This window comes from Nocardia sp. Marseille-Q1738, assembly GCF_965283145.1.
The window spans coordinates 923972-938695 of the sequence record NZ_CBDIMS010000002.1; the positions used below are offsets into that span (position 1 = coordinate 923972).

The following is a 14724-nucleotide window of genomic DNA, read 5'->3' on the forward strand; positions in this document are numbered from 1 at the left end:
CCCACTCTCATTCTATGATGCTTCGACAATCATCGAATGATCTGTATCGCTCGCTCCTCCCACTCGCCGTAGGCACCTTCGTGCTCGGCACAGACGGCTTCGTGCTCAGCGGCCTGCTGCCCCTCATCGCCGCCGACCTGCACGTCTCGGTGTCCACCGCCGGGCAGCTCACCACCTTGTTCGCCTGGACCTACGCCATCGCCTCGCCGTTGATCGCCGCGGCCACCGGACCATGGGACCGTCGCTTGCTACTGGGTGGCGGCGCAGCGCTTTTCGTGATCGGCATGATCGGGCAGGCCGCCGGTGAGAGCTTCGCCGTGGTGGCCGCGGCGCGCGTCGTGGCGGCCATCGGGGCGGCGGCGTTTCAGGCCAATGCCTTCGCCGTCGCGGGCGTGCTCGCCGACGACGCGCACCGCGGGCGGGCGTTGTCGATCGTGACCGCCGGCATCACCCTGTCCAGCGTCGCGGGCGTGCCGATCGGCGTCTTCGTCGAGCGCTGGATCGGCTGGCGCGGTGTGCTGTGGGCAATCGCGCTCGGCGGGGCGGTCGCCGCGGCGCTGGTCCTGCTGCTGCCCCGAGTGACGTTGCCCAGCACCGGACTTCGCGAGCGAATCGGCGTGCTGGTCCGGCCGCCGGTACTGCGCGTCTTACTCGTGACGACGGCGCAGATCACCGCCGTCTACACCACCATCGTCTACCTGCCGGTGGTCGTCGCGGCATCGGTGCCGCAGAGCATGCTCGCCTGGCTGATGCTGGCCATGGGCATCGGCCAGGTGATCGGCAACGCACAGGCGGGTCGCGCCGTCGACCGCTACGGTTCACGGCGCACGCTGACCGTGGGGCTCGTCGGCGCGCTGGTGGGCCTGACACTGCTCGGCGCCGTCGTCCATACGGCATGGGCGGTGTTCGCCGTCTTGGCCATGACCGGGCTCTTCGGCTCGGCGATCCTGATACCGCAACAGCATCGCCTGTTCGGCATCGCCCACGACGCGCCCACCGTCGCCCTCGGCCTCAACGGCTCGGCCATCTACCTCGGCGCGGGCATCGGCTCACTGGTCGGCGCCGCGGTGCTGGACACCTCCGGCAGCGGATGGCTGCCCTGGACGTCCGCGCTCATCGCCGCCCTCGCGCTGGCGCTGGCCGTACCGCAGGGACGCTCTCGCAGCGAGTCGCCGACCACCGTCGCGGCCTGAAACCGGCACGCGCGACGGTCCGCAATGCACCGGATCGGGTAGCGGCGATTTCCGGGCGCGCGAACATTCGAACTGCGGTCAGCTGCCCGACTCCGGGCGAATGGTGTCCAGCCGGTCGGCGCAGCGGACCAGCAGGGCGAGCAGCGTCGTTCGCTCCTCCTCGGTGAACTCCTCGGCCAAGGCGCGTTCGACGCGGATCGCGCGGGCGTCCGCGTCGCGCATGACCGCCGTGCCCGCGTCGGTCAGGGTCGTCTCCAGCACGTTCTTGTGCCACGCATGCGGGGTGCGTGCGATCAGCCCGCGATCCTGCAGGTTGCTCAGCACGGTGTTCATGGTCGGCGGCGTGACTCCGCACAACCGCGCGAGGGCGGCGGCCGAGATACCGGGGTTCTCGGCGAGGAACAGCAGCGCGGCGTACTGCGCGACGGTGATGCCCACCGGCTTCAACGCGGCGTTCTTGGCCGCGTTCAGGGATTGCTCGGCGCGCTTGACATACGAACCGATCCGTTCGGAGGCGGGCATGGGCGTCATGACCGCATCGTATCCGCCCGTCTTCTCGATAGAGCATTGACGAGCATTAGAACTCTAATCTAGATTCGTGCACACACTTCGAAGTGAGTCCATCTGACCGCATGACCTCGAAGAGGTAGAGGATGTCCCACACACTGCCCCGCCGCGTCCTGTCGACCCTGGCCGCCGGAATCGCGAGCACCGCGCTGGTGGCCTGCGGAACGGGCGACGACGCGCCGGCCACGCACGTCCACACCGCTTACGAACTCCCCGGCGACCGGATCTACCCGGAGGGCATCGCGCTGGATGCCCGCACCGGAGACAGCTACGTCGGCTCCTACACCACGGGCGCGGTGTATCGCGCGACGCCGAACGCTCGGCAGGCCGAAGTTTTCCTGCCCGAAGGCGCACACGGCCACAAGACGGCCAACGGCTTGAAAGCCGACACGGCGGGCCGTTTGTGGGTGACCGACTCGACTACCGGCGTCGCGGTGTACGACATCGCGACTCGCTCATTGCTGGCCGACTTCACCGTGCCCGGCGCCGACCCGCGCTTCGTGAACGACCTCGTCATCACCTCGGACGGCACGGCGTACTTGACCGACAGCATCCGGTCGGTCATCTATCGCGTCACCCCTGACCAACTGGCCGCAGCGATCGCCAAGGGCGGACGCGGCGAGCTGAGCCCGCACGTCGACCTGCGCTCCACCCTCGGACCGATCGAGCCGGGCACGTTCACCCTGAACGGCATCGTCGCCGACCCGGCAGGTCGCTATCTGCTCACCGTCGACATGCCCCGCGGCAACCTGTACCGGGTAGCCCTGACTCCGGAAGCGAACCCGGTCGGCAAGGTGACCCTGCACGGCGGCGATCTGCGGCAGGGCGACGGACTCGACCTGCGCGACGGCACCCTGTGGGTAGCCCACAACACGACCAACACCATCAGCCGCTGGACCATCTCCGACGACGGCGCCACCGCCACGCGCACGCACCAGCACACCGACGTGTCCCTGGGCATTCCCACGACTCTGGTCCGCGACGGGAACCGAACCCTGATCGTCTCGTCCCAGTTCGACAAAGGCGGCCCGATGGGCCCGGGCACCCCGAAGCCTTTCGCGGTGGTCACCGTCGACGGAATCTGACCCCGAACGCCGGAAGCCGGCCCACCCGAAGGTGGACCGGCTTCCGGTTCGACAGGTGTTGCCGGGTGGCCGGACTCAGAAGTCCATGCCGCCCATGCCGCCGGTCGGGTCGGCCGCGGGAGCGGCGGCCTTCTCCGGCTTGTCGGCGACCACGGCCTCGGTGGTCAGGAACAGCGCCGCGATGGAGGCGGCGTTCTGCAGGGCCGAACGGGTGACCTTGACCGGGTCGGCGACGCCGGCGGCCAGCAGGTCCTCGTACTCGCCCGAGTCGGCGTTCAGGCCGTGGCCCGCGGGCAGGTTGGAAACCTTCTCGGCGACCACACCGGGCTCGAGGCCCGCGTTGAACGCGATCTGCTTCAGCGGAGCCGACAGCGCGACCTTCACGATGTTCGCACCGGTGGCCTCGTCACCGCTGAGCTTCAGCTCGTCCAGAGCGGGAGCCGACTGCAGCAGGGCGACGCCACCACCGGCGACGATGCCCTCCTCGACGGCGGCCTTCGCGTTGCGGACGGCGTCCTCGATGCGGTGCTTGCGCTCCTTGAGCTCCACCTCGGTGGCCGCGCCCGCCTTGATCACCGCGACACCGCCGGCCAGCTTGGCCAAGCGCTCCTGCAGCTTCTCGCGGTCGTAGTCCGAGTCGGAGTTCTCGATCTCGGTGCGGATCTGCGCGACCCGGCCCTTGATCGCCTCCGCGTCGCCAGCGCCCTCGACGATGGTGGTCTCGTCCTTGGTGACGACGACCTTGCGCGCCTGGCCGAGCAGCTCGACGCCCGCGGCCTCCAGCGAGAGGCCGACCTCTTCGCTGATGACCTCGCCACCGGTCAGGATGGCGATGTCGGCCAGCTGCGCCTTGCGGCGGTCACCGAAGCCAGGCGCCTTGACCGCGACGGACTTGAAGGTGCCGCGGATCTTGTTGACCACCAGGGTGGACAGGGCCTCGCCCTCGACGTCCTCGGCGATGATCAGCAGCGGCTTGCCCGCCTGAATGACCTTCTCCAGCAGCGGCAGCAGGTCCTTCACGGTGGAGACCTTCGAGCCGACCAGCAGGATGTACGGGTCCTCGAGGACCGCTTCCTGACGCTCCGGGTCGGTGACGAAGTAGCCCGAGATGTAGCCCTTGTCGAAGCGCATACCCTCGGTGAGCTCCAGCTGGAGGCCGAAGGTGTTGCTCTCCTCGACGGTGATGACGCCTTCCTTGCCGACCTTGTCCATGGCCTCGGCGATCAGCTCACCGATGGACGCGTCGCCCGCCGAGATACCGGCGGTGGCGGCGATCTGCTCCTTGGTCTCGACCTCCTTGGCGGTGTCGAGCAGCTTGGCGGTGACGGCCTCGACGGCCTTCTCGATGCCGCGCTTCAGGCCGAGCGGGTTGGCGCCGGCCGCGACGTTGCGCAGGCCCTCGCGCACCAGCGCCTGAGCGAGCACGGTGGCGGTGGTGGTGCCGTCGCCCGCGACGTCGTCGGTCTTCTTGGCGACTTCCTTGACCAGCTCGGCGCCGATCTTCTCGTACGGGTCCTCCAGCTCGATCTCCTTGGCGATGGACACACCATCGTTGGTGATCGTGGGGGCGCCCCACTTCTTCTCCAGGACAACGTTGCGACCCTTGGGGCCCAGCGTCACCTTGACCGCGTCGGCGAGGCTGTTCAGACCCCGCTCGAGACCGCGACGGGCCTCTTCGTCATACGCAATTGTCTTGGCCATGGCGTTGTTGAGATCCTCCATGTGTATGGCTGACACACAGGACGACCGCAGGTTTGGATCGCCCCATTTACGCTGGCCAGGTGCGGTGCCCGCGACGGACGACCGAGGGTGTCGATGGAACCCGGTCTCACCGGCCCGACCTGGCACTCACAGGTCGAGAGTGCCAAGAGCATTATTAGCACTCAGGGGTGCCGAGTGCAAGGTCATCCCGCGCCGCCGCGCCGCGTTACGGGCGGTCGTCGACGCGCAGGACCAAGGCGACGAAGGCGTCCGTGCGACGTTCCTCGGGCGTGCGGGGCTCGCCGCCCTCGACGGTGACGAGCTCGGCGTCGTGCAGCAGCAACTCCGCCTCCACCCGCATGATCGCGCGAATGAACGGCGGCGCCACGTCCGGCGGCAGGTCGCCGTTCACCACATAGCTGCCGTCGGGTTGAGACTCGGTGGACACATACGAAAGTGCGCGCAGCAGGTCTGCGCGCCGTTCCCCCGCTATTAGGTCGGAATCCATTTCATCCGCCATTGCTATAGCTTAGCCGTCGTCGGTTCACATCTCGGGCCGGACGATCAGCCCCACCCGGCTGCGGCGGTAAAAGAGCAGGCCGGTGCGCTGGTCCTGCGCTCGCCGGGAACCCAACAACGCACCTGGACGTCCGACGCGGCGTAGATTCCGGATGGACCGTGATCAGGTGATCCCGAAGGGGTATACGGTGGCCGACCTGCCGTTCGATTCGCTGTACCGGCACGGGTTCGCCCGAGTGGCGGTGGCGGTGCCACGGGCCCGGGTGGCCGATCCCACCTACAACGTCGAGCAGACCGTCGAGCTGGCCGGACAGGCCGCGGCGGCCGGTGCGGTGCTGACGGTGTTTCCCGAGCTGGGTTTGTCCTCGTATACCGCCGACGACCTGTTCCACCAAGACGCGCTGGACGTCGCGGTCGAGGCGGCGCTGGAGCGGGTCGTCGCGGCGAGCACGGACCTCGACACGGTGCTCGTGGTCGGCGCACCGGTGCGGGCGCAGGGCAGGCTGTTCAACTGCGCGGTCGCGATCTGCCGCGGCGTCGTGCTCGGCGTGGCGCCGAAGAGCTATCTGCCGAACTACCGGGAGTACTACGAGAAGCGTCAGTTCGCGGCGGCGCGGGAAGCGCTGGAAGACCAGGTCACGATCGCGGGACACCGGGCGCCGTTCGGGTCCGACCTGCTGTTCCACGCGAGCAACCTGGAGGATTTCACCTTTCACCTGGAAATCTGCGAGGACGGGTGGGTTCCCTTGCCGCCCAGTGGCTTCGCCGCGCTGGCCGGGGCGACGGTGCTGGTCAACCTGTCCGCGAGCAATATCGTCATCGGGAAGGCGGACTACCGGCGGGCGCTGTGCACCTCGCACTCGGCTCGCTATCTCGCGGCGTATTTGTATTCCGCCGCCGGGCACGGCGAGTCGACCACCGACCTCGCCTGGGACGGGCAGGCGCTGATCTGCGAGAACGGCGACCTGCTCGCCGAGGGCGAGCGATTCTGCGATCATCCCCAGCTGGTCACCGCCGACCTGGACCTGCGCCGGCTCGCGGCGGATCGGTTGCGCACCACGAGCTTCGCCGACAACGTGCACGACCACCGCGACCGGTTGGCCGCGATGCGCCGCGTCGAGGTGCGGCTGCCGATCCCCGAAGAAGCGGTTGCGCTGCGCCGCGACATCGAGCGCTTCCCTTACGTCCCCGCCGATCCCGCCGTGCGCAACGAGCGCTGCGCCGAGGTGCACCACATCCAGGTCGAGGGGCTGAGCACGCGATTGCGCGCGACAGGGCTCGAGCGCGTGGTGATCGGAGTGTCCGGCGGGTTGGACTCCACTCAGGCGCTGATCGTGGCGGCCAAGACGATGGACCGGCTCGGCCTGCCGCGGGAGAACGTGCTGGCCTACACCATGCCCGGGTTCGCGACCAGCACCAGGACCCGGACCGACGCGCACCGCCTGATGACGGCGCTCGGCGTCACGGCGACCGAGATCGACATCCGCCCTTCGGCCACCCAGATGCTGCGCGACCTCGGCCATCCGGCCGCCGACGGCATGGCGCGCTACGACATCACCTACGAGAACGTGCAGGCGGGCGAGCGGACCTCGCACCTGTTCCGGCTGGCCAATCAGCACGGCGCGCTGGTGGTCGGCACGGGCGACCTGAGCGAGCTCGCGCTCGGCTGGTGCACGTTCGGCGTCGGGGATCACATGGCGCACTACAGCGTCAACGCCTCGGTGCCCAAGACGTTGATCAAATACCTGATCGCCTGGGCAGTGGACACCGAGCAGTTCGGACCCGAAGCGGGCGAGGTGCTGTCGTCGATTCTGCGCACCGAGATCTCCCCCGAGCTGATTCCGCACACGGATTCCTCGGTGCCGAGCCAGAGTTCGGAAGCCACGGTGGGCCCGTACGAGTTGCAGGATTTTCATCTGTACTACCTGTTGCGCTTCGGCTACCGCCCCAGCCGCATCGCTTATCTGGCCCGGCACGCCTGGTCCGATCCCACTGCCGGGCGCTGGCCCGACCTCGTGCCCGCCGACCAGCGCAATGCCTACGACCTGGCCACGATCAAGCATTGGCTGGCCGAATTCCTGCGCCGCTTCGTGCAAACCAGCCAGTTCAAGCGCTCGACGCTGCCGAACGCGCCGAAGGTCGGCTCCGGTGGATCGCTCTCCCCCCGCGGCGACTGGCGCGCACCGAGCGACGCGTCGGCGGCCGCCTGGCTGGACGAGCTCGCCCGCAACGTGCCGGACTCCTGACCGGGCACGGCACCTGACGCCCCGAATGCGGCCGGGCGGCGCGTGCTTATGGTGGCGGGGTGAGTGAGAAACCCGGCTGGGATGCCATCGACGGCGCGTTGCGGCCGCTGTACGGCGATATCGAACCCTTCCACTGGGCCCCCGACCACCCGTGGTCCCTCGGCGGACCCGACCCGCTCGACGGGATCAGCGCGTACTCCCGCACCGACCCGGTACCGCACTGGCACTACGTCGGCTACGGCATGACCGAGCTGTACGAGAAGGAGTGGGACAACCCGGCGGAATCCGGCTGGGGCTTCGAGTTGACCTTCCGCCTGGCGCGCGGGCCCGAGCAGACCGAACCGCCCGCGTGGCCGGCGAACTTTCTGCAGAACCTGGCGCGCTACGTCTTCCAGTCCGGCAAGTGGTTCGAGCCGGGACACACCATCAAGTCGAACGGACCGATCGCGGCAGGCCATGCGGACTGCACCAGTCATGCCGTCTGCTTCGTGACCGACCCCGAACTGGGCACCATCGACAGCCCGCACGGCCGGGTCCGGTTCCTGCAGCTCGTCGGCCTCACCATGCCGGAATACCGTACGGCGCAGGGCGGACGCGGCCTCGAATTGCTCGCCCGGCTGGAACCCCACCTCCCCCTGTACGTCACCGACATCCACCGCGAGCCGCTGGTCTCCGAGCCGAAACCGCAGGCCCGCTGGCCGCGGTGGGGCGGTGGTCTGGCCGGGCGGGCGTAATTCAGGCCACTCGCGTCGTGTGGCGTGCGACCGGAGCGCTTCGACGCGGCCCGGCGATACCCGCTCCTCGGGTCCGCAGCGCCCGGCGACGGCGCGCCCGCGCGGCATGCGCGCCGCGGACCCCGTTGATCACGTTGCGGATTCGGTGATCGGAAGCCGATCGACGCGCCACGCCGATCACCAGTATGGCCACGGCGAGCGCGGTGGCCACGCGAAGCTTCCCGCCGCCCACCGCCGGATCAGGACTTCCCTGGCGTGAACGCCGAGAGCAGCTCGATCAGGTGCGCTTCGGTGCGGGCCTTGTCCATGCCGAGGTCGCTGAGCAGTCCGGAACCGTTCTCCTGCTCGAGCAGGGCGAGCAACATGTGCTCGGTACCGATGTAGTTGTGCCCCAAGCGCAGCGCCTCGCGGAAGGTGAGCTCCAAGACCTTCTTCGCCTCCGGGCCGAACGGGACCAGCGCGGGGACCTCGCCCTCGCTCGGCGGCAGGGAGGCGGTGGCGGCGGCGGAGAGCACGTCCAGCGCGATGCCGTGGGTGAGCAGTTCCTTCACCGCGAGCCCCTCCGGTTCGGTGAGCAGCCCGAGCACTACGTGCCCCACGCCGATTTCCGGGTTCCCCGCGCTGCGGGCGGCCTCTTGCGCGGCCATCACCACCTGGCGCGCCCGCTGGGTGAACCGGGCGAAGCCCGCGTTCGGGTCCATGGCCGCGGCGGCGCCCGGGTCGGGCACTTTGGGCACGAACCGCTTCTGCGCGGCCTGCTTGCTGACGCCCATGCTGGCGCCGATGTCGGTCCAGGAGGCCCCCGAGCGGCGGGCTTGGTCCACGAAATGGCCGATCAGGTGATCGGCCAGTTCGTCGAGGTGGTTCGCCAGGACAACAGCGTCGGACAGCTGCTCGAGCACGTTGTCGGGACGGGCTTTCTTGATGCCCTCGATCAGATCGTCGAGGCGGAATGGCGATGTCATGCGTCAACCATAGGTTGACGACACCAGGTCGTCAACCATTGGTTGACGATCGCTCAGGGCCGGGCCGCCCAGGACGCGCCGCGCACTATCCGTTCCTTCACCCACGCCGCGGTTCGTCCGGTCAGCACCATCCCGCCCGGTGCGTCGTCGGCGTGCACGAACTGGACCAGCCCGTCGCGTCGGCCCAGGCTCAGGCACTGCAGCACGTACCGGAACCGCAGCGGCCGCGGCTCGGCCCCGCGTACCTTCGCGACGACGGCATCGGCCGCGTGCTTGCCGGTAGGCAGCGCCGTGGCACAGGCCATGCGTAGCTCGCGCCCGCCGGGCCCCGCGACAACGGCGGCGTCACCCGCGGCGTAGACGTCCGGATGCGACACCGAGCGCAGGGTGGCGTCGGTCAGCACGCGGCCGTCGGAGTCCACCGCGAGCCCCGAGCGGGCGGCGAGGCCCGGCACGCGAAAACCCGTGGTCCACACCGTCGCCGCCGCCTCGACCAGTGCACCGTCGGCCAGTCGGACGCCCGCGGACGTCACTTCGATCACCTTGACGTCCGAGCGGATCTCCACCCCGAGCCGCTCGAGTGTCCGCCGGATATGCGTTCGCGCGCGCGGCGACAGCCAGGCACCCGGTTCATCCGAAGCGATCAATAACACCCGGTTATCCGGGTTCGACTCGGCCAGTTCGGCCGCCAGCTCGATCCCGGTTGCCCCGGCCCCGACCACCACGACCGTTCCGCGCGGCACGACCAGGTTCTTCATGTCCTCCTGCGTCGCAATGGAGTACGCGTGCTCCGCCACGCCCGGCACGCGCTCGGCGTCGGCCACGCTGCCGAGCGCGTAGATCAGGGTGTCGTACTCCAGAGCGGGCGCCACGTCGAGCACCACGCGCTTCCCGGTCGTGTCGATGTCCGTTGCGACGGCATGTACGAAGTCGATGCCCTTACGTTCCAGCAGTTCCCGCAGATCCCAAGCCGGAATCCGTTGCCCGGCCGCCTGCTGGTGCAGCCGCACCCGCTCGACGAACGCCGCGTGGGCGTCCACCACGGTGATTCGCGCGTCGCGCGCCGTGCGTGCGAGCCTGCGGGCCGCCGCCAGCCCCGCGTACCCGGCGCCGAGGACGACGATCCGATGCTGTCCGGTCATGATGTGGCTCCTTTCGATCGGCCATCACCCTTCAGACCGGACAGGCCATCGAATCCTGACAGACCAGCACCGTGAAGCGCGTCACAAGGGACGGCGAGGCCGCGCGGGGAGCGTGCCCTCCACGCTGTTCGACCCGCTCGACATGGCGAAATAGGCCAGCTTCTCCGGGTTGACGATCAACCGCAGCGCAGCGACCGCGCCGTCGGCCACATCCATCCCCACCACGAGCAATGGCGCCCCATCCACACGCGCCACCACGGCGGGCGCGCCGTTGACCTCCTCGACGAGCAATCGCATCCCCGGCACCTCCCAGCGCAGCAAGCCGGCGAGGTACCGTGCCACATGGTTCGCGCCGTGTATCGGGCGACGGGCCGCGTTGATCAGACCGCCGCCGTCGGCCGTCGCGGTCACGTCGGCGGTGAGCATCTGCTCCAGCGACTTGACATCGCCCTCGCGCGCCGCCTTCAAGAACCGTTCGACCAGCTCACGAGCGTGCTCGGCCGGAACGCCGAAGCGAGCCCGTCCTTCTCGCACGCGCTGGCCCGCCCGCCGGAAGATCTGCTGCGAGTTGGCCTCGGTCACATCGAGCATGTCGGCGATCTCGCGGTGCGCGTACCCGAATGCCTCGCGCAGCACGAAGACGGCCCGTTCGACCGGACTCAGTCGCTCCATCGCGGTCAGCAGCGCGAAAGAGACCAGTTCGCGCTCTTCGACGGTCTCCAGCGGACCGAGCTCGCCGTTCGCGGTCGGCACCGGCTCGGGCAGCCACGGTCCGACGTAGTTCTCCCGCCTGGCCCGTGCCGAAACCAGCCAGGTGCGGCACAGATTGACCAGCGCGGTGCTCAACCACGCCTCCGCGGAGCGGATTTCGTCGCGGTCGGCCCCGTCCCAACGCAGATAGGTCTCCTGCACGGCATCCTCGGCCTCGCTCGCCGAGCCGAGCATCCGGTAGGCGAGCGCGAACAGCCGCGGCCGGTGCTCCTCGAACTCCAGCAGGCCAACCCGCCTCTCCGCGTCTTCAGGCCGTACTGGTTGGGTGACGCGAGATCTGCGTTCAGGTCCTGCGTTTGGTGCCGCTACTGGTTTGGGCGTGCCCGACGAGTTACCCATGTGCTGACCCGCCTCTCCGAGTCTTTAGGCCGTACCAGTCGGGTGACGCGGGATTTCCGTTCAGGTCCTGCGTTAGCGCCGTATCAGTTCTGGGCGTGCCCGACGAGTTACCCATGTACTCAGCAAATCAGTTGTCACCCGAGAGGGCTACGAAAGATTCCCGCCGGGTGGCAGATTTCCGTTTTGGCGCTGCTTGGCGCCGGGGCGGCGCAGGCGCAGCCGGGCGGAGGAGCCGCGGATCACCGGACGACGGATCGCGGGTAACCGCCGGTCCGCGCGACGCTGTGCGCGCCGCTCGGCGGGCTTGTGCTGCCAGGTCTCCGGCCGCGCGGCCACCCAGCGCTGGGAATGCCAGGCGAACGGAATATGGCCCAGGTACAGCACGACCAGCACCAGCAGCAGCACGATCGGATAGGTCACCAGCGCCGCCGCCGCGAGCGCGACCAGCACCAGCAGCCCGGCCGCCGCCTGCGGCGCCACCGACACCGACTTCATCGCCAGCGTCGGAATCGTGCTGACGCACAGCGCCGCCGCGAACACCGTCCACGCCGCGACCTCGTAGAAGCCCACCCACCAGCCGTCGCCGAACTGCACCAGCAGCGCCACCGGCACCATCGCGATCAGCGCGCCCGCCGGAGCCGGCACGCCGACGAAGTACTCCCGCGCCCAGTCCGGCCGGGTGTCGTCGTCCATCAGGGTGTTGAATCGAGCCAGCCGCAGCACGATGCTGACAGCGAACAGCAGCGCGACGATCCAGCCCACACTGTTGCTGCTGAGCAGGGTCACGTAGAGCACGAGTGCGGGGGCGACGCCGAAGGAGATGGCGTCCGACAGCGAATCCAGCTCGGCGCCCATCTTCGTGGTGGCGTCCAGCATCCTGGCCAGCCTGCCGTCGAGGGTGTCCAGCACGGCCGCCGCGCCGATCATGGCCAGCGCGATGCCGAGCTTGCCGTCGAGGCCGAACTTCACCGCGGACAGTCCGGCGCACAGCGCCAAGATGGTGACGATGCTCGGCAGCAGCCGGATGGTCCTCCGTCGCCGCCGCTGGTTGGGTACCGCCGCTTCCATCACGCGTCAGCGGTGGAGCCGAGCACGGCGAGCACGGACTCGCCGCCGATGGTGCGCTGGCCTGGCTGCACGAGCAGTTCGGTGCCGAGCGGGAAATAGGTGTCGACCCGCGAGCCGAAGCGGATCAAGCCGTAGGTGTCGCCGATGGTGAGCACGTCGCCGACCTGAGCGTCGCAGACGATCCGGCGGGCGAGCAGACCGGCGATCTGCACGACGACGACCTGGCTGCCCTCCGGCGTTTCCAGCACCATGCTGTTGCGCTCGTTCACCGAGCTGGCCTCGGGCAGGTCGGCGGAACGGAACTGGCCGGGCTGGTGCAGCACGGTGCGCACCACGCCGGAGACCGGAGTGCGCTGCACGTGCACGTCCAGCACCGACAAGAAGATGCTGACCCGGGGCAGCGGCTGATCGCCGAGCCCGAGTTCCGCGGGCGGAGCGGCGGTGTCGACCAAGGCGACCTCACCGTCGGCGGGGGCGACCACGACGCCGGGCCGGTTGGGTGGCACCCGGTGCGGATGCCGGAAGAAGGTCGCGCAGGCCGCCGCGGCGGCCAGTCCCGTCCGGCGCACCCACGTGCGCTTGCCGCCCAGGACGGCGACCGCCAGCGGCGCGGCCACGAACGGGAGCCCGGCGGGATGCAGCGGAGGGATCGCGTGACGGACCAGATCGACGACGTGGCCGACTCCGGTGCGTTCAGGCGTGCCGGGCGGGGTGGGACGGCGGGCCACAGGCTCCTCTTTCGTGCTCGATGCAGACGGGTTGCGCCCTGTCAAGGATAGGACCGGCGCAAGCGTTCACACCTTACGGGAAAGGAGCCTGTGGCACGCGGGGTCAGGACCTGATCCTGCTTCCGGTGACCAGCCGCACCAGGAACAACAGGATGACCGCACCACCCAGGCAGGTGAAGAAGCTGAACCAGAGGCCGCCGCCCTCGACGTCGACGCCGAGCACCTTCAGTAGGAACCCACCGAGCAGGCCGCCGATCACTCCGACGACGATATTGAGCAGGATGCCCTGCTGAGCGTCCGTCTTCATGATCTTGCTGGCGATCCATCCGGCCAGACCGCCGATGATGATCCATCCGATGATTCCGAGACCGAGCATGGTGTCCTCACATCAATAATCGGGCCACGCCTCGGACAGCAGTGGCGTGTTCGACGAGATACCCACGGATTGTCGAAATACGCGCGCCAGATGAGCGACTCTCGGGCTAATATGAGGAAGCCTCATGTCTATCCTCGGATGGGCAGTGGCGGATGAGGGACCGATATCGATGCTTCGGGTAGAACCCGGCGGCGCCGCCGCAGGTACATAGGAGACGCAGATGGCTGCTCGCATCACCCAGACCACCGGGGCAGAGCACACGGCGATCCTCGGGCTCGGCGTATACCGCCCTGCTCGAGTGGTCACCAACGACGAGGTGGCGGGTCCGATCAACTCGAGCGACGAGTGGATCCGGACCAGGTCGGGCATCAAGACCCGACGGTTCGCCGACGAGTCGGAAACGATTCAGAGCATGAGCGTCGGCGCCGCGCGCGGGGCGCTGGAATCTTCCGGCATCGCGGTCGACCAAGTCGATTGCGTGATCGTTGCTACGTCGACGCACCTGTTGCTGACCCCGGCCGCCGCCCCGCGCATCGCCACCGAACTCGGCATGAACGGCGCCGCCGCCTTCGACGTCTCGGCCGGCTGCGCGGGCTTCTGCCACTCGATCGCGCTGGCGTCGGACTTGGTCCGGGCCGGGACGGCCGGGCACGTCCTGGTGATCGGCGTGGAGAAACTGACCAACACGGTCAACCCGACCGATCGCTCCACCGCCTTCCTCTTCGCCGACGGTGCGGGCGCGGTGATCGTCGGCCCGTCCGACGAGCCGGGCATCGGTCCCACCGTGTGGGGCTCGGACGGCACCCAGCACCACGCCATCCGGCAGGACAAGGACTGGATGGAGTACTTCGCCGAGATCGACGAAAAGGGCCTGGACGCGGTACGGCCCTACATGGCCATGGAGGGCACCGCGGTGTTCCGCTGGGCCGCGCACTCGTTGGAGAAGGTGTGCCGCGACGCGATCGACCGCGCCGGCCTGTCCCCCGACGACCTGGACGCGATGATCCCGCACCAGGCCAACGGCCGGATCATCGAGATCATGGCCCGGGTGCTGAAGCTGCCCGAACACTGCGCGCTCGCCAACGACATCGAGGAGTCGGGCAACACCTCCGCCGCGTCGATCCCGCTGGCCATGGAGGCGCTGCTGCGCAAGGGCGAGTCGAAGCCGGGTGACACCGCGCTGCTCATCGCGTTCGGCGCGGGGCTCTCGTACGCGGCCCAGGTCGTGAACCTGCCCAACTGGAAGTAGCGCTGCTCGCCGGGGTGCCGTAGCGGCACTCCGGCGAACTC

14 protein-coding genes are annotated in these 14724 nt (G+C 69.0%); 5 read left to right on the forward strand and 9 right to left on the reverse strand.

Annotated elements, in window-relative coordinates:
- Positions 1-17 precede the first annotated feature (17 nt).
- Positions 18-1193: an MFS transporter gene (locus ACWPXK_RS12660; RefSeq protein WP_454196443.1), complete on the forward strand. Its 1176-nt coding sequence runs from the start codon at positions 18-20 to the stop codon at positions 1191-1193.
- 78 nt (positions 1194-1271) lie between these two features.
- Here the strand turns inward: ACWPXK_RS12660 and ACWPXK_RS12665 are convergent, their stop codons facing one another.
- Positions 1272-1724 (reverse strand): MarR family winged helix-turn-helix transcriptional regulator, encoded by a 453-nt coding sequence (locus tag ACWPXK_RS12665; protein WP_454196239.1) that lies wholly within the window; start codon positions 1722-1724, stop codon positions 1272-1274.
- Positions 1725-1846: 122 nt separating this feature from the next.
- Between ACWPXK_RS12665 and ACWPXK_RS12670 the strand changes: the two genes are divergently transcribed.
- A complete protein-coding gene (locus ACWPXK_RS12670; protein ID WP_454196240.1) occupies positions 1847-2845 on the forward strand; it encodes an SMP-30/gluconolactonase/LRE family protein in 999 nt (332 codons plus the stop codon).
- A gap of 75 nt (positions 2846-2920) precedes the next feature.
- On the opposite strand, the gene groL is transcribed toward ACWPXK_RS12670, so the two are convergent.
- Positions 2921-4546 carry a chaperonin GroEL gene (gene groL / locus ACWPXK_RS12675; protein ID WP_040784310.1) on the reverse strand — a complete coding sequence of 542 codons (1626 nt, stop codon included), beginning with the start codon at positions 4544-4546 and terminating at the stop codon, positions 2921-2923.
- A gap of 226 nt (positions 4547-4772) precedes the next feature.
- Entirely contained in the window at positions 4773-5066 is a 294-nt protein-coding gene (locus tag ACWPXK_RS12680; protein WP_330233360.1) for a hypothetical protein, read from the reverse strand.
- Between the two features lie 151 nt (positions 5067-5217).
- Here ACWPXK_RS12680 and ACWPXK_RS12685 point away from each other — a divergent pair, with 151 nt between their 5' ends.
- The gene (locus tag ACWPXK_RS12685; protein WP_454196241.1) at positions 5218-7311 is read left to right on the forward strand and encodes an NAD(+) synthase; all 2094 of its coding nucleotides are present in this window, start codon (positions 5218-5220) and stop codon (positions 7309-7311) included.
- Between the two features lie 59 nt (positions 7312-7370).
- On the forward strand, positions 7371-8045 hold the full coding sequence (locus tag ACWPXK_RS12690; protein WP_454196242.1) for a suppressor of fused domain protein: 675 nt from the start codon (positions 7371-7373) through the stop codon (positions 8043-8045).
- A gap of 239 nt (positions 8046-8284) precedes the next feature.
- Here the strand turns inward: ACWPXK_RS12690 and ACWPXK_RS12695 are convergent, their stop codons facing one another.
- From ACWPXK_RS12695 to ACWPXK_RS12720, 6 genes are all read right to left on the reverse strand, one after another.
- Positions 8285-9010 (reverse strand): Clp protease N-terminal domain-containing protein, encoded by a 726-nt coding sequence (locus tag ACWPXK_RS12695; RefSeq protein WP_454196243.1) that lies wholly within the window; start codon positions 9008-9010, stop codon positions 8285-8287.
- A 53-nt stretch (positions 9011-9063) separates the two neighbouring features.
- Positions 9064-10152, reverse strand: a complete 1089-nt coding sequence (locus ACWPXK_RS12700) for an NAD(P)/FAD-dependent oxidoreductase (RefSeq protein ID WP_454196244.1) — start codon at positions 10150-10152, stop codon at positions 9064-9066.
- Positions 10153-10233: 81 nt separating this feature from the next.
- Entirely contained in the window at positions 10234-11262 is a 1029-nt protein-coding gene (locus ACWPXK_RS12705) for an RNA polymerase sigma-70 factor (RefSeq protein WP_454196245.1), read from the reverse strand.
- Between the two features lie 147 nt (positions 11263-11409).
- The gene (locus tag ACWPXK_RS12710; RefSeq protein ID WP_454196444.1) at positions 11410-12330 is read right to left on the reverse strand and encodes a CDP-alcohol phosphatidyltransferase family protein; all 921 of its coding nucleotides are present in this window, start codon (positions 12328-12330) and stop codon (positions 11410-11412) included.
- Positions 12330-13058: a phosphatidylserine decarboxylase gene (locus ACWPXK_RS12715; protein ID WP_454196246.1), complete on the reverse strand. Its 729-nt coding sequence runs from the start codon at positions 13056-13058 to the stop codon at positions 12330-12332. The genes ACWPXK_RS12710 and ACWPXK_RS12715 overlap by 1 nt, the downstream gene beginning before the upstream one ends.
- A gap of 103 nt (positions 13059-13161) precedes the next feature.
- On the reverse strand, positions 13162-13434 hold the full coding sequence (locus tag ACWPXK_RS12720; protein WP_454196247.1) for a GlsB/YeaQ/YmgE family stress response membrane protein: 273 nt from the start codon (positions 13432-13434) through the stop codon (positions 13162-13164).
- Between the two features lie 220 nt (positions 13435-13654).
- Here ACWPXK_RS12720 and ACWPXK_RS12725 point away from each other — a divergent pair, with 220 nt between their 5' ends.
- Positions 13655-14683 carry a beta-ketoacyl-ACP synthase III gene (locus tag ACWPXK_RS12725; RefSeq protein ID WP_454196248.1) on the forward strand — a complete coding sequence of 343 codons (1029 nt, stop codon included), beginning with the start codon at positions 13655-13657 and terminating at the stop codon, positions 14681-14683.
- Positions 14684-14724 lie beyond the last annotated feature (41 nt).